We start from the raw sequence: 20,677 nt of genomic DNA, 5'->3' as shown, positions 1-20,677 counted from the left end.
GGTGCGCAAGCACCCCTCGTGCCCGAGTTACGTTGCTGTCGTGACCGATACGGTGCGCCGGGTGGCCGTCCATCTGCCGCGGCAGCAACGCAGCGCCGATCTCGTGCTCCCGGCCGGGTGTCCGATCGCCGTCCTCCTGCCCTCGCTGGTGGATGCCGTGCTGGGCGACGACATGCACGCATCGGTGCCCATCCGGTGGATGCTCGGCCCGGCCGTCGGACTGCCGTTCGATCCCACGAAGAGCCTGTGCGACAACGGGGTTCACGACGGTGATCTGATGGTGCTGACCGACGAGCCGATGCCACCTCCCCGAATCCGCGTGGGTGCGACCACCAACGCGGTCATCGCGGTCGGCCGCGAGCCTGCTCCGCGCACGGGCGGTTGGGACGTCGCGGTCGCAGTCATCGTGGCGCTGACGCTGGCCGCGGTGCTCGGTTGGGCAGGCGTGGCGACCGGGCAGGACTCGGCACTGTGGGTGAGCGCGGCGACCGCCGCGGGCGCCGCGGTGGCCGCCACCGCCGGATGGGTCACGGCACCCCTGGCTGGAGCCCTGGGCATCGGGGCCGTCGGTCACGCCGCAGTCACCGGAGCGCTGGCGGCAGCAGGCTCGTCCTGGACGGTCGTCTCGGTCTTCGCGGCGGGGGCCGCCGTGGCCATGGCGGTGTGCCTGTCGATGTCGATGAGCCGCAACGACGACGGCGCGACACCTGCGATGACCGCATGCGCCGCAGCAGGCGGCGCGACCCTCCTGGCCTCGGCCATCGGTGCGCTGGCGACCATGGGCCCCGCGGCGGTCGGCGCGTTGTTGGCGTGTGTGTCGCTCGCCGCCCTCGGGGCTGCCGCCTCACTCGTGGTGGCGGTGTCCGGCATCGGGCCGGCACGACGCACGGTCGGTCCCCGCCGGGCGCGGGCGGCGCACCGACTTCTCACGGGCCTGGCGGCCGGCTGGTCCGCGACGGCGATCACCGGTGTCGCGGTCGTCGCTGCCGACACCGACGAAACACGGCTGGCGGCAATCCTGTTCGCGATTGCCGTTGGAGCCGTGCTGATCCTGCGGCACCGTGTCCACTCCGATCCCGTCCGGCGGCTGATACTGGGCGGGTCGGGTCTCGCGGCGCTGGCAATCGCTCTGTTCGTCGCGGTGACCGCACACCCGCTCATGGCGCCGTGGTGGTGTTGCGGCGTCGCGCTGGCCGGTGCGGCCCTGATCCGCCTGCGGGGACTAACATGGAACCCGTTGGTGCACAACGTACTCCGTGCCATCGACTATGTCTCGATCGCCGCCGTCCTGCCGCTGGGCGCCTGGCTCGTCGGGGTCTACGACGCGGCACGTGCAGTGAACTTGCCGTGAGCCGCGTCGGTCGCCTTCTCGCAGTCACCGCGCTCACCGTGGGACTCGCCCCGTCCGCGCCGGCCGGCGCGTCGGTCTCTCCCCCGCCGATCGACGACACCCGCCTCCCTGCCGCGGGGTCCGCGCGACCACCGCGGCCCACCGAACAGCGGGTCGACTGTGTGGCCGTGCGCGCGGCGACGTCACGCGGCCACCTCCTCGAGGACGTGCCGCTGGTGTGGCCGCTGACCCGTGGCGCCGGGCAGACGGTCGCGGTCATCGACACCGGGGTGGCCCGCCATCGCCGCCTTCCCCACCTCATTCCGGGTGGCGACTTCGTCAGCACGGGAGACGGGACCGCGGACTGTGACGGCCACGGCACGATCGTCGCCGGACTGATCGGAGCGACCCAGGACCCGTCGGACGGCTTCGCCGGCGTGGCCCCCGATGCATCCCTGTTGGCAATTCGGCAGTCCAGCAACAAGTTCGACGTCACCGACCCCCGAGGGGGCGGACCCGCTGGATCGGGCGTAGGGGACGTCGACACCCTGGCCGCGGCGGTCCGGCTCGCGGCGGACCGGGGCGCCACGGTCATCAACATCTCCTCGGTGGCCTGTCTGGCCGCCGACGCCGACCTCGACGACCGCGCCTTGGGTGCGGCCCTGGCCTACGCCGTCGACGTCACCAACGCCGTCGTCGTCAGCGCGGCGGGCAACGTGGGCGGCGCCGGCCAGTGCCCCAGGCACAACGGCAGCGACGCAACCGTGGTCGCCAGCCCCGCCTGGTACGACGACTACGTGCTGACCGTCGGATCGTCGGGCTCCGATGGAGCCGCCTCCGACTTCAGCCTCGCCGGGCCGTGGGTCGACGTCGCCGCACCCGGCGAGAACGCCGTGTCCCTGGCAGCCGCGGCCGACGGTGTCGTTGATTCCACGGTGAGCGGAGCGCCTCTGTCCGGCACCAGCTTCGCGGCGCCCTTGGTCTCGGGGCTCGCCGCTCTGGTCCGGTCCCGGCATCCTGAGCTCACCGCACGTCAGGTGATGGCGCGCATCGAAGACACGGCGCGGCATCCGGCGGGTGGCTGGTCCCCGACGGTCGGGCACGGTGTGGTCGACGTGCTGGCCGCGGTCGGCGACGTGGCGCCGCCGTCGTCGGCACCACGTGCGGAGACGACACTCTCCGGTATGCCGGTCGAGGAGCGCCCGCACGAGCCGGTGTCGCTGGTACGCGCGGTGCTGCTGTGCGGCGGGCTCGTCGGCGCGGTGGCCGTCGCCGGCGCCGCGCTGCGCCGGTCACGGCCCGGCGACGAGGACGTCGCGGGCGACTGACGCGGCCCGCACGCTGAGGTCGGGTCCTCGCGGCAGGCCCGCCAGGAAGACCCAGGGAATCGGTGAGCCCGGCAGCGTGTATCCCAATCGTGTTGCAGTGTCGTCGCTCTCGATACCGAACAACGCACCGGAGTCGGCGAGCAGGAACAGCGGCCCGGTGTCATCGCCCGGATCGACGTCGCCACCCAGCGCCACCGAACGCACCAGCAGGGCACCGCCACCGGACAGCGAGACCCTGTCGACGGCGGGGCCGGCATCATCGGCTTGAGCCAGCGCGACACCGGACTCCGTTGTCGCGTCAGCGATCACGACGGCACTGTGCGGACCGGATGCGTCGGGCTCCGGCCGCCAGCGCGCGCACACCACCCGCGCGGGTGTCGCGCCCGCATGGTCGGGGTATGTGGTGACCGGTAGCGAGTCCACCACCGCAAGAGTGCCGAGGACATCGGGCGCCACCACCGGCACCGTCGCGCCGACCCGACCGTCGGTGTAGCGAATCAGGTCCGCGGTGACCGTGCTGACCCGCTGCAGACCTCCGCTGAGAACCACGAACTGCGCATCGCTGCCGGACACGCCGATCACCGTTCCGACCGGATGGTCGTGCAGCGGGCCAGGCCCCGGGGCCCCGCGGTTCGGGATGTGCGGGGCCACGACGGGGGGCGCCTCGGGCAGCGCGGCAAGCACCGCCTCGGAGATCGGGCGCGGCGTCACACCGTCGAGGCGCAACGCCCGGACGACGGCAGGGTGGCGCAGGTCGACCCGGGCCTTCGCAGCGCCGTAGAGCAGGTATGTCAGCGCGGGACCGGCCCCGCGCGGCGTGACGAGCACGGGCCGCTGGGGCGCTGCGCCGGCGGGTGCGGACGCTCCGACGATCACCGTGGTCCGACCGTCCTCGTCGCACACCATCACCGAATCCGGCGGCGGCGCCGCCGAAAGATGTTGCGGTGCTCCGGGTATGCCCATCATCGCACCGCGCGCGTGCGAGTCGACCGCGGTCTGCGACACCACCCGCGGCGGTTCGGAGCGGCCCGTGATCAACCGCGCCGAGGCCAGATTGAACACTGGGTGCAGCGTGTCGTCGACCCGCACATAGAGTGCGCCGGTCTCGCGGACCACCACGACCGACGCGTCCCCGATGTCGCTCGCCGGTCCGAACACCGCGATGACAGCGCACACGGCGACCCCGGCAGCCGCCAACACCGCACCGACGGTGAGCGAAAGCGATTGTGCGCGAAGCGGATCGTCGAGCATCCTGACATCTCCGCGGACCAGCGCATGGGCCATGCGGCGCATCAGGAATCGGTGGCCGCTGACCTGCAGCCGTGTCGTCGGTTGACGCATGACACCCCCGTGGGTCAGCGTAACGATGCGCCGGCGGGGGTCAGATCACTTGTTGGAGCGCCGCTCCCGGTATGCGGCGACGTGTTGACGATTGCCGCAGTTGCCGGTGTCGCAGAACTTGCCCGAGCGGTTACGTGAGAGGTCGACCAGCACGGCCTGACAATCCGGTGCCGCGCAGACCTTGAGTCGGCGTAGGTCGCCCGCGCGGATCAGATCCGCCAGCGCCATCGCGAATTCCGCGCCCATGCGCTGCCACAGCGGATCGTGTACGGAGGCCAGGTGCAGGTGCCACTCGGGCATCTCCGGATGCCGAGTCAGCCACGGCGCCGCACGCGTGTCGGCGAGCAGAGCGTTCACCTGCCCGACCGCGCGGGCTTCGTCGTCGGCGATCTCCCAGATCCCGCCCAGCCGAGCACGCAGCCGGTGCACCGATTCCAGCTCGGCGGCGTCATGGTCCCGGCGCCCGGTCCAGCCGAAGCTGTCCAGGTACTCGTCGAGCGCGCGCAGTTCGGCGAGTTGCTCGCCGTCGACCCGATCGGTGTTGATCAGCACCGCCGCTGCCCGCAGGGTCAGCTCGGTGTCATGACTGAAAAGCATTTGACTCGTGACTCCTTCCGGCAGTAGCGTCACGACCAAAGTTGAGTTTACTCATGTCGTCGCAGATCAGACTTGTGGAGGTGCACCCATGGCCGTGCAGACGCCGAGCTCGCGGTTCCGTAGCGGCCTCCTCTTTGCGGTTGCCTCGGCATTCGCCTTCGGTTGCTCAGGTCCGTTCGGCAAGGCCCTGATGACCGCGGGGTGGAGCCCGACGGCCGCGGTGACCGCCCGGCTGGCCGGCGGCGCGCTGGCAATGGCCGTGTTCGCCACCGTTGCACATCCCGGGTGGTTGCGCGAGGCACGCCATCACGTGCGCACAGTCGTGGCCTACGGGCTCGTCCCCATCGCCGGTGCGCAGCTGTTCTACTACAACGCCGTCGCCCACCTCGCGGTCGGTGTCGCGCTGTTGCTCGAGTACACCGCGCCGATCCTGGTGGTGGGCTGGCTGTGGGCGACCACACGCCGCCGTCCCAGCGCGCTGACGCTGTCCGGCGTGGTGCTGGCGATCGCCGGCGTCACCGCGGTGCTCGGGCTGGTCGGTCCGCACGGCTTCTCCCCGGTGGACTTCGACCTCGCCGGCGTCGCCTTCGGTCTCGCCGCCGCTGTGTGCGCGGCCTGCTACTTCGTGATGTCGGAGAAGGTGTCGGGTGCCGACACAGACACAAACACAGCCGGCACGCCGCTGCACCCGATCACCCTGGCCACGGCCGGCCTGTTCGTCGGTGCCGCTGCGGTCGCTGCGATCGGCGTCACCGGCGTGATGCCGATGACGTTCACCGCCAATGACACCGTGGTCGCCGGCATGACCACGTCCTGGGTGTTGCCGGTCGTCGCGCTGGCCCTCTTCCCCACCGCGATCGCCTACACCTTGGGGATCGTCAGCATCGCCCGGCTGAAGCCGCGGTTCGCGTCGCTCGTGGGTTTGTCCGAGGTCATGTTCGCCGTCCTGGCTGCGTGGATCTTGGTCGGCGAGGCGGTCACCGCGATGCAGGCCGTGGGCGGCGCGATCGTCCTCGCCGGATTGGCACTGGCCCGTCAGGGCGACCGCGGGGATCTCGCCGACGTGAATGCCGCGACCTGGCCGGATGCTCCGCTAGGTGAGCTAACATCATCTAGATGATGATCGATCTTGATGCGCGCCGGGTAGCTGGACTTGCCGCCACCGCTCTCACGGTGGCGGCAATGATCGCGACACCCGCCCTCACCGCGCCCACGGCGGCAGCCCAGGGCTGCCCCGACATCGAAGTGGTCTTCGCGCGCGGCACCGACGAGCCGCCCGGTCTCGGCCGCGTCGGAGGCGCGTTCGTCAACTCCCTCGAGGGACGAGTCGGCGGACGCTCCGTCGGATCGTACGCCGTGAACTACCCGGCGTCGTTCGACTTCCTCCAGGTCGCGGCCGGCGCCAACGACGCCAGTGGCCACATCCAATACATGATCGACAACTGTCCCAACACCCGGTTGGTACTGGGGGGCTACTCCCAGGGCGCGGCCGTGATCGACGTCATCGCCGCGGTTCCCGTGCCGGGCGCCGGCTTCACCGCACCGTTGGCCCCCAACGCTCCCGACCACGTGGCGGCGATCGCCGTGTTCGGTAATCCCTCGGCGAAGATCGGGCTGCCGCTGACCTCGAGCCCCGTCTGGGGCGGCCGGTCCATCGACCTGTGCGCGCCCAACGATCCGGTCTGCTCGGGCGGCGATGACATCCCCGCGCACAGCACCTACGCATCGTCCGGGATGACCGACCAGGCGGCCGGATTCGTCGCGGGACTTTTGTAGCTCAGCTATACGTTACGGTGCATTGTGCGATCTGACCGACTGCGCCGCCTCGCTGCGGCCGTTGCCGCCGCGGCCCTACCCGTCGCCGGCTCCGTTCTTGCGCCTACCGTCCCGACCGCGTCGGCCCAGCCCTGCTCGGACGTCGAGGTGATCTTTGCCCGCGGCACCAGCGAGCCGCCCGGCATCGGGCGTGTCGGGCAGGCCTTGACCGATGCGCTGAGCACTCAGCTCGGCGGACGCTCGATCAGCACCTACGGCGTCAACTACCCGGCAAGCTACGACTTCCTCAACACCGCGGTGGGCGCCACCGACGCCGCCGGCCGGATCGCGACGCTGGCAGCGCAGTGCCCCAGCACGAGGATCGTGCTGGGCGGGTACTCGCAGGGTGCCGCGGTCGTCGACATGCTCGCCGGCGTCCCGCCGCTGGGCAACAAGATCGGCGAGATCGGCTCGGCCCCTCCGCTGGCCGGCGGTCTGGTGGGCAACGTCGACGCCGTCGCGGTGTTCGGCAACCCGGCGGCGAAGTTCGGCAACCCGGTCTCCGGGGCCGGTTCCTTCACCGGTAAGGCGATCGACCTGTGCGCCGACGGTGATCCGATTTGCTCAGACGGCCGAAATCCGTTCGCGCACACCCATTACGAGTCATCGCCGTTCATCGGCCAGGCCGCAGGGTTCGCTGCAGCCCGAGTCTGACCTATCATCGGCAGGGTGACCGTCTCGCTCCGCCGTGCCGCTACGTGGGTGGTGGCCGCGCTGGTCGCCGGTTTGGTGGGGCCGATGGCTCCCGCCGCGTCGGCGGAGTCCTGCCCGCAGACCGAACTGATCTTCGCCCGCGGTCGTCTCGAGTCGCCCGGTGCCGGTCAGATCGGCAACGCGCTGGCTTCGGCGCTGCGGAGCAAGACCGGCAAGGACATCCGCCTCTACGCGGTGAAGTACCCCGCCGACACCGAGGTCGACATCGGGGCCAACGACATGAGTGGACGCGTCGCGTACATGACGGGTACGTGCCCCGACACCCGGCTGGTGCTGGGTGGCTACTCGCTCGGTGCTGCCGTCACTGACGTCGTGGTGGCCGTACCGATCGCCGCCTTCGGATTCAAGAACCCGATGCCGGACGGGGCGGACTCTCACATCGCCGCGATCACGCTGTTCGGCAACGGCAGCCAGTGGGTCGGCCCGATCGCCAACTTCACCAACCCGGCGCTGCGCGACAAGATCATCGAGCTGTGCCACGGGGACGACCCGATCTGCAATCCGACCGACCCGAACAACTGGCAGGACTACTGGCCCGACCACCTCGCCCCGGCCTACATCAAGGCCGGCATGGTGAACCAGGCTGCCGACTTCGTCTCGGGCCGGATCTAACCCACCTCGTCCGCGGTGCGGACATCCCGAGTGATCAGGGTACGGGCGGCGAGTTCGTCGTCGGGAGGATAATCCACACCGACGAGCGTCAGTCCGCGCGCCGGCGCCGCAGCGAAATCGCTCGACCGCCGCGTCTCGGTCAGCAGGGCCGCACACCAGGCGGCGTCGCGCCGGTGCTCACCGACGGCGAGCAGCGCCCCGACCAGTGACCGCACCATGTTCCAGCAGAACGCGTCGGCGCTGACGTGGATCCAGATGTCTTCTCCCGCGCGCACCACGTCGAGCCGCTGCAGGTCCCGAATCGTGGTCGCGCCGTCGCGGTGCCGACAGAATGCCGCGAAGTTCCGCAGCCCCACCAGGTGTCGCGCCGCGGTGGACATCGCGTCGGCGTCGAGGGCGCGAGGCCACGCCGTGACGAAGCGCGCCTGTGCGGGCAGCACACCCCACGGCGCCGTCGACAACCGATAGACGTAGTGGCGCCGCAGCGCCGAGAACCGTGCGTCGAATCCCGGTGCGGCACGGGCGATCTGGCGCACCCGGACATCCTGTGGCAGCAGCCGGCCGAGCCGGCGCACCAACGGCGCGAACTCGGGCTCACCCGCGCGCGAGGTCCGCGGATAGGCGTATGACACGGCGTGCGCGGGGATGTCGACGTGCGCGACCTGACCGGTGGCGTGCACGCCGGCGTCGGTGCGCCCCGCGGCGCGGGTCTGCACCGGAATGCGGAATACCGTCGTCAGCGCCTCGTCGATCACGCCAGCCACGGTGCGCTGCCCGGCCTGCGTCGCCCACCCCGCGAAATCCGTTCCGTCATAGGCGATGTCGAGCCGCAGACGAACGAGCCCGCCATCGGAATCGATGACGGGCTCGTTCATGGGACTGCTGCTACTTGGCGTCGTCAGTTTCTCCGTCGGCCTTCTCGTCGGCGGACTCGGCGGCCTTCGCCTCGGCCTCGACGTCGGACTCGTCGGCGATCGGCGTCTCGGTGACGGCGTCGACCTCGTCGGCGCTCGGGCCTTCGGCCTCTTCCGGCTCGACAGCGGCCTGCGGAGCGGCCGCCGCTGCGACCTTCTGCGCCGACGCGGCACGGCGAGCCCGGTTGGCCTCGGACGTCACCGTCTTCTCCCGCACCAGCTCGATGACCGCCATGGGAGCGTTGTCGCCCTTGCGGTTCTCGACCTTGATGATGCGGGTGTAGCCACCGGCACGATCGGCGAAGAACGGCCCGATCTCGGCGAACAGAACGTGCACGACGTCCTTGTCACGGATCTTCTTCATCACCTCACGCCGGTTGTGCAGCGTGCCCTTCTTGGCGTGGGTGATGAGCTTCTCGGCGTACGGACGCAACGCCCGAGCCTTGGGCTCCGTCGTCTTGATGCGGCCGTGCTCGAAGAGCGAGGTGGCCAGGTTGGCCAGGATCGCTTTCTGGTGCGACGACGAACCGCCGAGGCGGGGTCCCTTGGTGGGCTTGGGCATTGCGACTGTCTCCTATGTGGGGCCGACCCCCGTATGAGGTAGGGCCGGGACGGCTTCTCGAGTTAGAGCTGTTCGGTTTCTGCGTAGTCGGTGTTGTCGTCGGCCTCGTAGGACGATTCGTACCCGGCATCGCTGTTCCAGGTACCGGTCGCGACGTCGTAACCGGCCACCTCGGACGGATCGAACGTGGCCGGGCTGTCCTTGAGCGAGAGACCCAGCTGGTGCAGCTTGATCTTCACCTCGTCGATGGACTTCTGGCCGAAGTTACGGATGTCCAGCAGATCGGACTCCGTGCGGGCGACCAGCTCGCCGACGGTGTGCACGCCTTCACGCTTGAGGCAGTTGTACGAGCGCACCGTCAGGTCCAGGTCGTCGATCGGCAGCGCGAAGCTGGCGATGTGGTCGGCCTCGGCCGGCGACGGTCCGATCTCGATGCCCTCGGCCTCGACGTTGAGTTCCCGTGCCAGACCGAACAATTCGACCAGAGTCTTGCCCGCCGAGGCGAGCGCGTCACGCGCGGTGATCGAGCTCTTGGTCTCGACGTCGAGGATCAGCTTGTCGAAGTCGGTGCGCTGCTCGACACGAGTGGCCTCCACCTTGTAGGTGACCTTCAGCACCGGCGAGTAGATGGAATCGACCGGGATACGGCCGATTTCGGCACCCGAGGCCTTGTTCTGCACAGCAGGCACGTAGCCACGACCGCGCTCGACGACGAGTTCGACCTCGAGCTTGCCCTTCTCGTTGAGCGTCGCGATGTGCATGTCGGGGTTGTGCACGGTGACCCCGGCCGGCGGCACGATGTCGCCGGCAGTGACCGCACCCGGGCCCTGCTTGCGCAGGTACATGGTGACCGGCTCGTCCTCTTCGGAGGACACGACCAGGCCCTTGAGGTTCAGGATGATGTCGGTGACGTCTTCCTTCACCCCGGGGACGGTGGTGAACTCGTGCAGCACACCGTCGATGCGGATGCTGGTGACCGCCGCGCCCGGGATGGACGACAGCAGTGTGCGACGCAGCGAGTTGCCGAGGGTGTAACCGAATCCGGGCTCCAGCGGTTCGATGACGAACTGGGACCGGTTCTCGGCGATGACCTCTTCGCTGAGTGTGGGGCGCTGTGAAATCAGCATGGTGTTTCTTTTCTCCTTCTCGGCAACCGCTATTTGATGCCGTTAGGTGATCCGCGGCCGGGTTCGGCCGTGAACGCTTACTTCGAGTAGAGCTCGACGATCAGCTGCTCGGTGAGCGGGACGTCGATCTGCGCGCGCTCAGGCAGCTGGTGCACGAGGATGCGCTGACGCTCGCCGACGACCTGCAGCCAGCCCGGGATCGGGCGCTCGCCGGCGGTCTGCCGGGCCACCTCGAAGGGCAAAGTGTTGATCGACTTGTCCTTGACGTCGATGATGTCGTACTGCGACACCCGGTAGCTGGGCACATCGACCTTCACACCGTTGACGGTGAAGTGGCCGTGGCTGACCAGCTGACGCGCCATGCGGCGGGTGCGGGCCAGGCCGGCCCGGTAGACGACGTTGTCCAGTCGGCTTTCGAGGATGCGCAGCAGGTTGTCACCGGTCTTGCCGGGGAGGCGGTTGGCCTCCTCGTAGTAGCGGCGGAACTGCTTCTCCATGACGCCGTAGGTGAAGCGGGCCTTCTGCTTCTCCTGCAGCTGGGTGCGGTATTCGCTCTCCTTGATCCGCGCGCGGCCGTGCTGGCCGGGCGGGTAGGGGCGCTTCTCGAACGACTGATCTCCACCGACGAGGTCGACGCCGAGGCGGCGCGACTTGCGGGTGACGGGTCCGGTGTAACGAGCCATGAGTTCTAGTTCTCCCTATCCCTAGACCCGGCGCCGCTTGGGCGGACGGCAACCGTTGTGCGGCTGAGGGGTGACGTCGGAAATCGCGCCCACCTCGAGGCCGGCGGCCTGCAGCGAGCGGATGGCGGTCTCGCGGCCCGAACCCGGGCCCTTGACGAACACGTCGACCTTCTTGACGCCGTGCTCCTGCGCCTTGCGGGCAGCGTTCTCGGCGGCGAGCTGGGCCGCGAACGGCGTCGACTTACGCGATCCCTTGAAGCCCACGTGACCCGACGAGGCCCACGCGATGACGTTGCCCTGTGGATCGGTGATCGACACGATCGTGTTGTTGAACGTGCTCTTGATGTGCGCGGCGCCGTGCGGGACGTTCTTCTTCTCCCGGCGGCGGGTCTTGGCGGCACCCTTCTTGGGCGCGCCCTTCTTGGCTTGTGCCATCTCGGGTTACCTGGCCTTCTTCTTGCCGGCGATGGTGCGCTTCGGGCCCTTGCGGGTGCGCGCGTTGGTCTTGGTCCGCTGGCCGCGCACCGGCAGGCCGCGACGGTGCCGCAGGCCCTGGTAGCAGCCGATCTCGATCTTGCGGCGGATGTCGGCCTGCACCTCGCGGCGCAGATCACCTTCCACCTTGAGGTTGCCCTCGATGTAGTCGCGCAGCTGGCTCACCTGATCGTCGGTGAGGTCCTTGGTGCGCTGGTCCCGGCTGATGCCGGTCGCTTCCAGGATCTCCTGGCTGCGGGTACGGCCGATGCCGTAGATGTAGGTCAGCGCGATCTCCATGCGCTTGTCGCGCGGCAGATCGACGCCCATGAGACGTGCCACAGGGGTGTTTCCTTCTCTATGCGGAGGTCTGGTCCCAGTCCGTTCCCGGGCTCTTGCCGGGGTCCGGCCTCCGTGCCGGACGTGTGCGAGCGGCCTATCCGCTCAGTGGTACTGGGAGTTCGTCATTCAGTTGTGGTGCGGGCTGGACCTTGCGGTCAGCCCTGCCGCTGCTTGTGGCGGGGATCGGAGCAGATCACCATGACCCGCCCATGCCGGCGGATCACCCTGCACTTGTCGCAGATCGGCTTGACGCTCGGGTTCACCTTCACGGCTGTCGTCGATCCTTCTTCTCGTCGGTTGCGGTTACTTGTAGCGGTACACGATGCGGCCACGGGACAGGTCGTAGGGAGAGAGCTCCACCACGACGCGGTCCTCAGGGAGGATGCGGATGTAGTGCTGCCGCATCTTGCCGCTGATGTGGGCGAGGACCTTGTGTCCGTTCTCCAGCTCAATGCGGAACATCGCATTGGGCAGAGGTTCGACAACGCGGCCTTCGACCTCGATGGCACCGTCTTTCTTGGCCATACTGGTTAGCGATCCTTGCTTTTCGTTTCGTATGGGCGTGCTGGCCTGGGTTGGTACAGCTCAGGTCCGACTAGCAACGTGGGCCGGAGCTCGGGAATTCCCGACAGGACACGCAAGAAGTCGGCGCGAAACCGCACCGTCGATCCATACTACCCGCTCGGCAGGCTGCCCCAAAATCGCCGAATCTGCAGCGTATTAGTCGAAGACCGACCGGCGCGGGCGGTCGAGCCGCGACACGAACGCCGCCGCCTGGGTGCGCCGCTCCATACCCAGTTTCGCCAGCAGTCGCGACACGTAATTCTTCACCGTCTTCTCGGCGAGGAACATCCGCGCCGCGATCTGCTTGTTGGTCAGGCCCTCCCCCAGCAGATCCAACAGCACCTTCTCCTGGTCGCTGAGCCCCGCGAGCGGATCAGAGCGGTCGGCGGCGCTGCGCAGCTTGGCCATCAGCGCGGCGGCCGCGCGATTGTCGAGCAGCGACCGTCCCGCGCCCACCTCTCTGACGGCCTTGGCCAGCTCCATGCCCTTGATGTCCTTGATGACGTAGCCGCTGGCGCCGGCCAGGATCGCGTCCAGCATGGCCTCGTCGGACGTGAACGACGTCAGCATCAGGCAGCGCAGGTTCGGCAGCCGGGACAGCAGGTCACGGCACAGTTCGATGCCGTTGCCGTCGGGCAGCCGGACATCGAGTACCGCCACGTCGGGTTGAAGGGCCGGGATGCGGGCGAGCGCCTCGGCGACCGTGCCCGCCTCGCCGATGACCTCGAGCTCTTCGTCAGCGCTGAGTAGGTCGATCAACCCGCGCCGCACCACCTCGTGATCGTCGACCAGGAAGACGCGGACCATGTCTTCAGTATGGCCTGATGGCCCTGGCGGAAGGCAGCATCACGCGGCAATAGTTGGGGCATGAGCACCTCGGTCCAGCAGCACGCGTCCCCCGTCGTCGTCGGCGTCGACGGGTCGGCATCGTCGCGGGAGGCGCTCGCCTGGGCTGCCCACGACGCGATGCTGCACGGCACCACGATGACGGTGCTGCACGCCGCGGCCCCTCCGCTCGGCACATGGCCCGCGGCGCGAACGCCGGTCGGGGTGCCCGAATGGCAGCGGGAACTGGGGCGGCAGGTGCTCGACGACGCCGCCCAGACGGCGCGCGAGCTGACCGGCGGGGCGGTCGACGTCCGGACCCAGTACGCGTCGGCGTCACCCACCGCGGCGCTGGTCGACGCGTCACGGACCGCCCGCCTCGTGGTCGTCGGGTCGCGCGGACGCGGCGCGCTGGCGCGCACCGTGTTGGGCAGCGTCAGCACCGGGTTGGTGCACCGCGCACACGGCCCGGTCGCGGTCATCCACGAGGGCGCGTCGACACGGGATCAGGGACCCGTCGTGGTCGGCGTCGACGGTTCGAACACCTCCCGCCTGGCTCTCGACGTCGCGTTCGCCGAGGCGGCACGGCGCCGCGCGCCGCTGATCGCGGTGCACGCGTGGTGGTCACCCGGCGCCTTCGACTTTCCCGGATTCGACTTCGAGGAGATGCGCGCAGGCGTGGACGCCGAGGTGGCCGACTGGTTGACGGCGTGGCGGCGGCGCTACCCGGACGTGCGCGTGGACATCGCGACGGTGCCGGATCAGCCGGCGCGCCGCTTGGTCGAACGCGCGGAGTCGGCGCAGCTGCTGGTGGTCGGCAGCCATCGCGACGGCGCCGTCGCGAGCGCGCTGCTGGGCTCGGTCAGCAGCGCGGTCGTGCAGGCCGCCCGGGTTCCGGTGATCGTGGCCCGGTCGGACTGACGGTGTGAACCCGTCCCAGAGGGCTCAGACGAGCAGGACGGCCGCGCCTGCGATGCGGCCCGCGCTCAGGTCGGCGAGGGCGGCGTCGGCCTGATCCAGGCGGTAGCGCGGGGTCGTCACCTCGATGCGGTGCTGCCCGGCGAACGCCAGGAACTCGCGGGCGTCGGCCCGGGTGTTGGAGGTGACCGAGCGCACCTGGCGTTCCTGGAACAGATGCGCCTGATAGTTCAGCGACGGGATGTCGCTGAGATGGATGCCGGCGATCGCCAGCGTTCCGCCGCGGTCGAGCGCCTCCAGGGCAGGCAGCACCAGCTCGCCCACCGGCGCGAAGAGAATGGCCGCATCCAGGGGCACCGGCGGACGGTCCGAGGCGCCCTGCACCGAGGCCGCACCGAGGGCCAGCGCCAGCTCGCGAGCGTCGGCGCCCCGCGTCATCACATGGACCTCGGCCCCCTGCGCCACCGCCACCTGAGCGGTGATGTGCGCACTGCCCCCGAACCCGTAGATGCCGAGCCGGCCGCCGGGCGGCAGATCGGCGCGCAGCAGCGAGCGGTACCCGATGATGCCCGCACACAGCAGCGGCGCCACCTCCTCGTCGCTGTAGCCGACGGGCAGGCGGTGCACGAAATCCGCAGGGGCCGTGACGTAGTCGGCGTATCCGCCGTCGGCGTCCCAACCCGTGTACCGGGACTGCGGGCACAGGTTCTCCCGGCCACGCACGCAGAAACGGCAACGTCCGCACGTGTGCCGCAGCCAGGCCACCCCCACCCGGTCGCCGGGCCGCAGGTCGCTCAGGGTGTCCGGGCCGAGCGCGACGACCTCGCCGACCACCTCGTGACCCGGGGTCACGCGCGGCTTGTGCACGGCGAGATCGCCCTCGGTGACGTGCAGATCGGTGCGGCACACGCCGCACGCCGCAACGGCGACGAGGACGTCACCGACGGCCGGTTCCGGAACCGGCGCGGTGACCAGCTCGAGCGGGTGGGTGGGCATCGCTCCCGGCGAGCGAACCTGCCACGCCCGCATGGTGGCCGTCGTCATGCCGCTCAGTCTGCGCCCCCGGTCAACCGGACTGCGGACTATCCGCTGGACACCGGGCGCATAATTGGAGTCGATGACAGGCCCGGCCGCTGCGCCCCGTAAACCCGTGATTCTGACAGTCGACGACGATCCCGCGGTCTCCCGCGCGGTGGCTCGCGACCTGCGTCGCCACTATGGCGAGAAGTTCCGCATCGTTCGGGCCGAGTCCGGCCCCGACGCGCTGGAAACCCTGAACGAACTGAAGTTGCGCGGCGAGACCGTCGCAGTGTTCGTCGCCGATTACCGCATGCCCCAGATGAGCGGTATCGAGTTCCTCGAAGCGGCGATGGATATCTTCCCGATGGCGCGCCGCGTGCTGCTCACCGCCTACGCCGACACCCACGCCGCGATCGACGCGATCAACGTCGTCGACCTGGACCACTACCTGCTCAAGCCGTGGGACCCGCCGGAGGAGAAGCTCTACCCGGTGATCGACGCGCTGGTCGAGGCGTGGCGTGCCACCGGCGAGCGCGCCATCCCGCACACCAAGATCATCGGTCACCCGTGGAATGCCCGGTCCTCGCAGGTGCGCGAGTTCCTCGCCCGCAACCGGCTCTTCTACACCTGGTTCCGTTCCGACGAGCCCAAAGGCATCGCCCTGCTCGAGGCGGCGGGCCAGGACGGGCTGACGCTTCCCGTCGTGATCACCGAGGAGGGCGAGACCCTCGTCGACCCCACCGACGCCGAGCTGGCCGCGACGTTGGGGCTGACCACCACCCCGTCGGGCGACTTCTACGACCTGGTGGTCATCGGCGGCGGCCCGGCAGGGCTGGCGGCGGCGGTCTACGGCGCGTCCGAGGGCCTCAAGACCGTACTCATCGAGCGCACCGCCACCGGCGGGCAGGCCGGACAAAGCTCACGCATCGAGAACTACCTCGGCTTTCCCGACGGGCTCTCCGGCGCGCAACTCGCCGAACGCGCGCGCCGGCAGGCCGAGAAGTTCGACGCCGAACTGATCACCGCCGCCGAGGTCGTCTCCCTCGAGGTGGACGGCAACGCCCGCACCGTGCACCTGTCCGACGGCCGCGCCATCGGAACCCGGGCGGTGATCCTCGCGATGGGTGTGGAGTACCGACAGCTGACGGCCGAGGGATGCGAGACGTTGACCGGGGCCGGGGTGTACTACGGCGCGACGACATCGGTGGCCTCGGAGTGCGACGACGACGAGGTGTACGTCATCGGCGGCGCGAACTCGGCCGGCCAGGCCGCGATGTTCCTGTCGCGGACCGCGAAGTCGGTGAACATCGTCAGCCGTCGCACTCTCGAAGACTCCATGTCGCACTACCTGATCCAGCAGATCAGGGCGCAGGACAACATCAAGGAGATCCCGAACACCGTCGTGCACGCGGTCAAGGGCGACGGGCACCTGGAAGGGATCTGCCTCGAGCATCGCGACACCGGCGAGCGCGAGGAGTTCGCCTGCGGCCGGATGTTCATCTTCATCGGCGCCGAGCCCCGCACCGACTGGCTCGACGGCGTCGTCGTGCGCGACGACCACGGGTTCATCGTGGCCGGACCGGACCTACGCGACATCAGCGGCTGGACCCTGGATCGCCCGCCCCACCATCTGGAAACCAGCGTGCCGGGTGTGTTCGTCGCCGGCGACGTCCGGTCGGAGTCGGCCAAGCGGGTTGCCGCAGCCGTCGGCGAAGGGTCGATGGCGGTCATGCTGGTGCACCGCTACCTGGCCGAGACGTAGGCGACGAGGCGTAGACGGTATGGCCTCCTCCTCCTCCTGCGACATCGGCGAACTCCGGGATCTGTTCATCTTCGAGGGCCTCACCGACGAGCAGTTGGCGACGCTGTGCGCCGGCGGCCGGATCGCGACGTTCCCGGCCGGTGAACTGTGCCGCGAGGGGGACCCTGCCGAGTTCTTCTACGTGCTGCTCGACGGCGAGATCGCGCTGTCGAAACGATCCGGTGCGCGCGACATCCCCATCTGGCGGGCCTGCACCCCCGGCTCGTACTGCGGCGCGTGGTCGGCGTTCCTGCTCGACGAGGAGACCACCTACGAGAACACCGCGACGCTGACCCGACCGTCGCAGCTCTTCGAACTCGACGCCACCACCCTCGGCACCTTCCTGACGTCGCATTTCCCGATGGCCACCCATCTGCTGGTCGGTCATTCGCACGGTCGTTACCACCAGCACCGCATCCTCGGCCCGCACGATCGGCTCGTGCAGCTGGTGCAGATGACGGCCGGGCTGACCCACGAGCTGAACAACCCCGCCGCCGCCGCGGTGCGCGCCGCGCGCGGGTTGCGCACCCAGATCGCGGGGATGCGGCACCGCAGGGCCGAACTGCCCGAGCGCTCCCTGCCACCGGAGGCCATGGCATCGCTGGTCGAGCTGCAGGACCGGGTCGCCGAGGTCGCGGGCAAGCCGCACGACCTGACCTCGGTGCAGAAGGCCGATCTGGAGGAGGCGCTCGGCGACTGGCTGGAACGCCGCCTCGTGCCCGACGCGTGGGCGTATGCCGCGATCTTCGCCGAGGCCGGCCTGGACATCGATTGGATGGAACGCATCTCGGCGGCGCCGTGCTGCGGCACGCCGGACTCATTGACACCGGTGATCCGCTGGCTGGCCAGCACCGCGGAGACCGAGCTGCTGCTGACCGAGATCACCGATGCGACCACCCGGATCTCCACGCTCGTCGACCAGGCCAAGCAGTTCACCCAACTGGACCGCGCGCCGTCCGACGTCGTCGATGTGCACGGGCTGCTGGAGTCGACCCTCGCGATGCGCGCGCACCGGCTGGCCCCGCACATCACCGTGGTGCGGGAGTTCGACACGAGCCTGCCCCCGCTGCCGTGCTACCCGGCCGAACTGAATCAGGTGTGGACGCACCTGATCGACAACGCGCTCGACGCGATCGGCGTCTCCCCCGGCACGCTGACGCTGCGCACACAACGCGACCTCGACCGCGTCCGCGTCGAGATCTGCGACACCGGCCCCGGCATGTCCAACGACGTGCTCGCCCGCATCTTCGACCCCTTCTTCACGACCAAACCGTTCGGCGAAGGCACGGGGTTGAGCCTCGACATCGCCGCCAGGATCGTCGACGGGCATTCCGGGAGCCTGTGGGCGGAATCAACTCCGGGCAACACGCGTTTTATTACTTCACTGCCGATCGGGACACCAGGAGGAACCTGACATGGGCGAAAAGTGCCTTCCCGACGAGTTGCGCACCCTGTTTCTGTTCGAGGCGCTCAACGACGAGCAACTCGCCACGCTGTGCGCCAACGGCCACATCGCCACCTTCGAGCCTGGGCCGATCCACGCCGAGGGTGACCCCGCGACCTGCTTCTACGTCCTCATCGAGGGCGAACTGGTGATGTCGAAACGCTCGGGTGGGGTCGACATCGAGACCAACCGGACCTCGCAGCGCGGCGTGTACTGCGGCGCGTGGTCGGCCTACATCCCCGGCGAGGAGCACGTCTACCAGGCGTCGGTGCGGGTCACCCGCCCGTCGAAGTTCTTCGTGCTCGACGCCAACGCGTTCGCGGAGTTCATGCAGAAGGAATTCCCGATGGCCGTGCATCTGCTCGAAGGGCACATGGTCGGTGGTTTGCGGCAGCGCCAGATCCTCGGGCAGCGGGAGAAGCTGCTGGCGCTGGGCCAGCTGTCGGCGGGGCTGACCCATCAGCTCAACAATCCGGCGGGCGCGACGGCGCGCGCGGTCGCCGATCTACGTGAGGGCGTCGGCAAGATGCGGCACAAGCTGGCGATGCTCGCCGACGGCAAATTCACGCCGGCCGCGCTCAAGGTGCTGGTCAGCATCCAGGACGAGGTCGCTGAGCAGGTGGCCAAGTCGAAGTCCCAGGAGCTGACGGCGCTGGAGACCTCCGACCGCGAGGACCAGATCGGTGACTGGCTCGACGAGCACGGCATCGCGAGCGCTTGGGATTACGCCCCGACGTTCGTGGAGGCCGGTCTGGACGTCGACTGGCTGGAGCGGGTCGAGGCCACCATCGACGATGTCGACTGCTCGGCGACGTTGCCCGGTGCGATCGGCTGGCTGAAGTACACGATCGACACCGAGTTGCTGATGAACCAGATCGCCGAGGCGAGCAAGCGCATCTCCGCGCTGCTGGCCGGCGCCAAGCAGTACTCGCAGATGGACCGGGCCGAGTACCAGAGCGCCAACGTCCACGAGCTGCTGTTCAGCACGGTCAAGACGATCTTCGGCGACAAGCTGGGCGGCAAAGACAAGCCCGTCGAGCTGCATTGGGAGAAGGACAAGACCCTGCCCGAGCTGCTGTGCTATCCGGGCGATCTGAACCAGGTGTGGACGAACATCATCGACAACGCGATCCAGGCCATGAACGGCCACGGCAACCTGACGATCCGGACGATGCGCGAGAACGAGTCGATGGTGCGCGTGGAGATCTGCGACGACGGGCCCGGCATCCCCGAGGACATCGTCGACCGGATCTTCACCCCGTTCTTCACCACCAAGCCGTTCGGCGAAGGGACCGGTCTGGGACTGGACCTGGCCTGGCGGATCGTTGTCGAGAAGCACCACGGCAACCTGTCGGTTCAATCGCAGCCCGGCGATACGCGGTTCATCGTGTGCCTGCCGCTGGAGGCACCGGCGCCGGCCGAAACCGCCACCACCGCATGACGCCGCAGCTGGGCCGGTTCGGATCGTTCGGCCGCGGCGTCAGCCCCGCCCAGGCAGCCGAGATCGAGGCGCTCGGCTACGGCGCCGTGTGGGTGGGTGGCTCACCACCTGCCGAGCTCGAGTGGGTCGAGCCCCTGCTCGACGCCACCACTTCGCTTCAGATCGCGACCGGCATCGTCAACATCTGGACGGCCGCGCCCGGCCCGGTCGCCGAGTCCTTCCACCGCATCCAGGCCGCGCATCCGGACCGCTTCGTGCTCGGAATCGGCGTCGGACACCCCGAGGCGCACCAGGAGTACCGCAAGCCGATCGACGCGCTGACCGACTACCTGGACAAGCTGGACGAGTACGGCGTGCCGCGTGATCGCCGTGTTGTCGCCGCGCTGGGGCCGAAGGTGCTGCAGCTGTCGGCTGCCCGCTCGGCGGGTGCCCACCCGTACCTGACCACGCCGGAGCACACCGCCCGCGCGCGGGAACTGATCGGACCCGAGGCTCTGCTGGCTCCAGAACACAAGGTGGTCCTGACGACGGACGCCGAGCGCGCGCGGGAGGTCGGTCGCAAGGCGTTGGCGATCTATCTCGACCTGGCGAATTACGTCAACAACTGGAAGCGACTCGGATTCGGCGATGAAGATGTCGCCAAACCGGGTAGTGACCGACTGGTGGATGCCGTGGTCGCCTACGGCACCCCCGACCAGATCGCCGCACGTCTGAACGAACACCTCGACGCCGGCGCCGACCACGTGCCCGTCCAGGTGCTGGCCTCACCCGACAGGGTGGTGGCAGCGCTGACCGACCTGGCAGGCCCGTTGGGATTGCGCTGAC

General features: G+C 69.2%; 23 protein-coding genes. 11 read left to right on the top strand and 12 right to left on the bottom strand.

Going from position 1 to position 20,677, the window contains the following annotated elements; genetic code table 11:
* Nucleotides 1-40: 40 nt before the first annotated feature.
* Both eccD and mycP read left to right on the top strand, forming a co-directional pair.
* Nucleotides 41-1,351: a type VII secretion integral membrane protein EccD gene (eccD, locus tag ACZY1G_RS10560; protein WP_463822341.1), complete on the top strand. Its 1,311-nt coding sequence runs from the start codon at nucleotides 41-43 to the stop codon at nucleotides 1,349-1,351.
* Nucleotides 1,348-2,658 carry a type VII secretion-associated serine protease mycosin gene (gene mycP / locus ACZY1G_RS10555; RefSeq protein ID WP_463822340.1) on the top strand — a complete coding sequence of 437 codons (1,311 nt, stop codon included), beginning with the start codon at nucleotides 1,348-1,350 and terminating at the stop codon, nucleotides 2,656-2,658. The genes eccD and mycP overlap by 4 nt, the downstream gene beginning before the upstream one ends.
* Here mycP and eccB read toward each other — a convergent pair.
* A complete protein-coding gene (eccB, locus tag ACZY1G_RS10550; protein WP_463822339.1) occupies nucleotides 2,623-3,999 on the bottom strand; it encodes a type VII secretion protein EccB in 1,377 nt (458 codons plus the stop codon). The genes mycP and eccB overlap by 36 nt on opposite strands.
* A gap of 45 nt (nucleotides 4,000-4,044) precedes the next feature.
* Nucleotides 4,045-4,596: a CGNR zinc finger domain-containing protein gene (locus ACZY1G_RS10545; RefSeq protein ID WP_463822338.1), complete on the bottom strand. Its 552-nt coding sequence runs from the start codon at nucleotides 4,594-4,596 to the stop codon at nucleotides 4,045-4,047.
* An 88-nt stretch (nucleotides 4,597-4,684) separates the two neighbouring features.
* On the opposite strand from ACZY1G_RS10545, the gene ACZY1G_RS10540 reads away from it, so the two are divergent.
* The 4 genes from ACZY1G_RS10540 to ACZY1G_RS10525 are packed head-to-tail and all read left to right on the top strand — an operon-like array spanning nucleotide 4,685 to nucleotide 7,737.
* Complete coding sequence (locus tag ACZY1G_RS10540) at nucleotides 4,685-5,716, top strand: EamA family transporter (protein WP_463822337.1); 1,032 nt, start codon at nucleotides 4,685-4,687, stop codon at nucleotides 5,714-5,716.
* Entirely contained in the window at nucleotides 5,713-6,372 is a 660-nt protein-coding gene (locus ACZY1G_RS10535; RefSeq protein ID WP_463822336.1) for a cutinase family protein, read from the top strand. The genes ACZY1G_RS10540 and ACZY1G_RS10535 overlap by 4 nt, the downstream gene beginning before the upstream one ends.
* A gap of 24 nt (nucleotides 6,373-6,396) precedes the next feature.
* Nucleotides 6,397-7,065 carry a cutinase family protein gene (locus ACZY1G_RS10530; protein ID WP_463814208.1) on the top strand — a complete coding sequence of 223 codons (669 nt, stop codon included), beginning with the start codon at nucleotides 6,397-6,399 and terminating at the stop codon, nucleotides 7,063-7,065.
* 15 nt (nucleotides 7,066-7,080) lie between these two features.
* The gene (locus tag ACZY1G_RS10525; RefSeq protein ID WP_463822335.1) at nucleotides 7,081-7,737 is read left to right on the top strand and encodes a cutinase family protein; all 657 of its coding nucleotides are present in this window, start codon (nucleotides 7,081-7,083) and stop codon (nucleotides 7,735-7,737) included.
* Here ACZY1G_RS10525 and truA read toward each other — a convergent pair.
* The 9 genes from truA to dosR form a co-directional block, all read right to left on the bottom strand.
* Nucleotides 7,734-8,612, bottom strand: a complete 879-nt coding sequence (gene truA, locus ACZY1G_RS10520; RefSeq protein WP_463822334.1) for a tRNA pseudouridine(38-40) synthase TruA — start codon at nucleotides 8,610-8,612, stop codon at nucleotides 7,734-7,736. The genes ACZY1G_RS10525 and truA overlap by 4 nt on opposite strands.
* Nucleotides 8,613-8,622: 10 nt before the next feature.
* On the bottom strand, nucleotides 8,623-9,213 hold the full coding sequence (gene rplQ / locus ACZY1G_RS10515; RefSeq protein ID WP_463814205.1) for a 50S ribosomal protein L17: 591 nt from the start codon (nucleotides 9,211-9,213) through the stop codon (nucleotides 8,623-8,625).
* Between the two features lie 62 nt (nucleotides 9,214-9,275).
* Nucleotides 9,276-10,340, bottom strand: coding sequence for a DNA-directed RNA polymerase subunit alpha (locus ACZY1G_RS10510; protein ID WP_463814204.1), 1,065 nt, complete (start codon nucleotides 10,338-10,340; stop codon nucleotides 9,276-9,278).
* Between the two features lie 77 nt (nucleotides 10,341-10,417).
* Nucleotides 10,418-11,023, bottom strand: coding sequence for a 30S ribosomal protein S4 (gene rpsD / locus ACZY1G_RS10505; protein WP_011778695.1), 606 nt, complete (start codon nucleotides 11,021-11,023; stop codon nucleotides 10,418-10,420).
* 21 nt (nucleotides 11,024-11,044) lie between these two features.
* On the bottom strand, nucleotides 11,045-11,458 hold the full coding sequence (rpsK, locus tag ACZY1G_RS10500) for a 30S ribosomal protein S11 (RefSeq protein WP_043405918.1): 414 nt from the start codon (nucleotides 11,456-11,458) through the stop codon (nucleotides 11,045-11,047).
* 6 nt (nucleotides 11,459-11,464) lie between these two features.
* Complete coding sequence (gene rpsM / locus ACZY1G_RS10495) at nucleotides 11,465-11,839, bottom strand: 30S ribosomal protein S13 (protein ID WP_046362731.1); 375 nt, start codon at nucleotides 11,837-11,839, stop codon at nucleotides 11,465-11,467.
* A gap of 155 nt (nucleotides 11,840-11,994) precedes the next feature.
* Nucleotides 11,995-12,108, bottom strand: coding sequence for a 50S ribosomal protein L36 (rpmJ, locus tag ACZY1G_RS10490; protein ID WP_003879483.1), 114 nt, complete (start codon nucleotides 12,106-12,108; stop codon nucleotides 11,995-11,997).
* A 34-nt stretch (nucleotides 12,109-12,142) separates the two neighbouring features.
* A complete protein-coding gene (gene infA, locus ACZY1G_RS10485; protein ID WP_003418601.1) occupies nucleotides 12,143-12,364 on the bottom strand; it encodes a translation initiation factor IF-1 in 222 nt (73 codons plus the stop codon).
* A gap of 195 nt (nucleotides 12,365-12,559) precedes the next feature.
* Nucleotides 12,560-13,210 carry a hypoxia response regulator transcription factor DosR/DevR gene (dosR, locus tag ACZY1G_RS10480; protein WP_463814203.1) on the bottom strand — a complete coding sequence of 217 codons (651 nt, stop codon included), beginning with the start codon at nucleotides 13,208-13,210 and terminating at the stop codon, nucleotides 12,560-12,562.
* Between the two features lie 60 nt (nucleotides 13,211-13,270).
* Between dosR and ACZY1G_RS10475 the strand changes: the two genes are divergently transcribed.
* Nucleotides 13,271-14,149, top strand: a complete 879-nt coding sequence (locus ACZY1G_RS10475) for a universal stress protein (protein WP_463814202.1) — start codon at nucleotides 13,271-13,273, stop codon at nucleotides 14,147-14,149.
* Nucleotides 14,150-14,173: 24 nt separating this feature from the next.
* Here the strand turns inward: ACZY1G_RS10475 and ACZY1G_RS10470 are convergent, their stop codons facing one another.
* Nucleotides 14,174-15,190, bottom strand: a complete 1,017-nt coding sequence (locus ACZY1G_RS10470; protein WP_463814201.1) for a zinc-binding alcohol dehydrogenase family protein — start codon at nucleotides 15,188-15,190, stop codon at nucleotides 14,174-14,176.
* 73 nt (nucleotides 15,191-15,263) lie between these two features.
* Here ACZY1G_RS10470 and ACZY1G_RS10465 point away from each other — a divergent pair, with 73 nt between their 5' ends.
* From ACZY1G_RS10465 to ACZY1G_RS10450, 4 genes are read left to right on the top strand one after another with little or no spacing between them, the layout of a single operon-like run.
* Nucleotides 15,264-16,928 (top strand): NAD(P)/FAD-dependent oxidoreductase, encoded by a 1,665-nt coding sequence (locus tag ACZY1G_RS10465; RefSeq protein ID WP_463814200.1) that lies wholly within the window; start codon nucleotides 15,264-15,266, stop codon nucleotides 16,926-16,928.
* Between the two features lie 19 nt (nucleotides 16,929-16,947).
* Nucleotides 16,948-18,381 carry an ATP-binding protein gene (locus tag ACZY1G_RS10460; protein ID WP_463822333.1) on the top strand — a complete coding sequence of 478 codons (1,434 nt, stop codon included), beginning with the start codon at nucleotides 16,948-16,950 and terminating at the stop codon, nucleotides 18,379-18,381.
* Nucleotide 18,382: 1 nt separating this feature from the next.
* Complete coding sequence (locus tag ACZY1G_RS10455; RefSeq protein WP_463814198.1) at nucleotides 18,383-19,852, top strand: ATP-binding protein; 1,470 nt, start codon at nucleotides 18,383-18,385, stop codon at nucleotides 19,850-19,852.
* A complete protein-coding gene (locus ACZY1G_RS10450) occupies nucleotides 19,849-20,676 on the top strand; it encodes an LLM class F420-dependent oxidoreductase (protein ID WP_463814197.1) in 828 nt (275 codons plus the stop codon). The genes ACZY1G_RS10455 and ACZY1G_RS10450 overlap by 4 nt, the downstream gene beginning before the upstream one ends.
* Nucleotide 20,677 lies beyond the last annotated feature (1 nt).

The organism is Mycobacterium sp. IDUB_5, assembly GCF_055419565.1.
Note: the sequence above shows the minus strand (reverse complement) of the source record. Positions and strands in the feature narration are given on the sequence as shown.

What these genes read in the sequence shown, in the direction of transcription:
- eccB (WP_463822339.1), bottom strand. Translation starts at nt 3,999, where the DNA reads ATGCGTCAACCGACGACACGGCTGCAGGTCAGCGGCCACCGATTCCTG.
- ACZY1G_RS10545 (WP_463822338.1), bottom strand. Translation starts at nt 4,596, where the DNA reads ATGCTTTTCAGTCATGACACCGAGCTGACCCTGCGGGCAGCGGCGGTG.
- ACZY1G_RS10540 (WP_463822337.1), top strand. Translation starts at nt 4,685, where the DNA reads ATGGCCGTGCAGACGCCGAGCTCGCGGTTCCGTAGCGGCCTCCTCTTT.
- ACZY1G_RS10535 (WP_463822336.1), top strand. Translation starts at nt 5,713, where the DNA reads ATGATGATCGATCTTGATGCGCGCCGGGTAGCTGGACTTGCCGCCACC.
- truA (WP_463822334.1), bottom strand. Translation starts at nt 8,612, where the DNA reads ATGAACGAGCCCGTCATCGATTCCGATGGCGGGCTCGTTCGTCTGCGG.
- rplQ (WP_463814205.1), bottom strand. Translation starts at nt 9,213, where the DNA reads ATGCCCAAGCCCACCAAGGGACCCCGCCTCGGCGGTTCGTCGTCGCAC.
- ACZY1G_RS10510 (WP_463814204.1), bottom strand. Translation starts at nt 10,340, where the DNA reads ATGCTGATTTCACAGCGCCCCACACTCAGCGAAGAGGTCATCGCCGAG.
- rpsD (WP_011778695.1), bottom strand. Translation starts at nt 11,023, where the DNA reads ATGGCTCGTTACACCGGACCCGTCACCCGCAAGTCGCGCCGCCTCGGC.
- rpsK (WP_043405918.1), bottom strand. Translation starts at nt 11,458, where the DNA reads ATGGCACAAGCCAAGAAGGGCGCGCCCAAGAAGGGTGCCGCCAAGACC.
- infA (WP_003418601.1), bottom strand. Translation starts at nt 12,364, where the DNA reads ATGGCCAAGAAAGACGGTGCCATCGAGGTCGAAGGCCGCGTTGTCGAA.
- dosR (WP_463814203.1), bottom strand. Translation starts at nt 13,210, where the DNA reads ATGGTCCGCGTCTTCCTGGTCGACGATCACGAGGTGGTGCGGCGCGGG.
- ACZY1G_RS10475 (WP_463814202.1), top strand. Translation starts at nt 13,271, where the DNA reads ATGAGCACCTCGGTCCAGCAGCACGCGTCCCCCGTCGTCGTCGGCGTC.
- ACZY1G_RS10470 (WP_463814201.1), bottom strand. Translation starts at nt 15,190, where the DNA reads ATGACGACGGCCACCATGCGGGCGTGGCAGGTTCGCTCGCCGGGAGCG.
- ACZY1G_RS10465 (WP_463814200.1), top strand. Translation starts at nt 15,264, where the DNA reads ATGACAGGCCCGGCCGCTGCGCCCCGTAAACCCGTGATTCTGACAGTC.
- ACZY1G_RS10460 (WP_463822333.1), top strand. Translation starts at nt 16,948, where the DNA reads ATGGCCTCCTCCTCCTCCTGCGACATCGGCGAACTCCGGGATCTGTTC.
- ACZY1G_RS10455 (WP_463814198.1), top strand. Translation starts at nt 18,383, where the DNA reads ATGGGCGAAAAGTGCCTTCCCGACGAGTTGCGCACCCTGTTTCTGTTC.
- ACZY1G_RS10450 (WP_463814197.1), top strand. Translation starts at nt 19,849, where the DNA reads ATGACGCCGCAGCTGGGCCGGTTCGGATCGTTCGGCCGCGGCGTCAGC.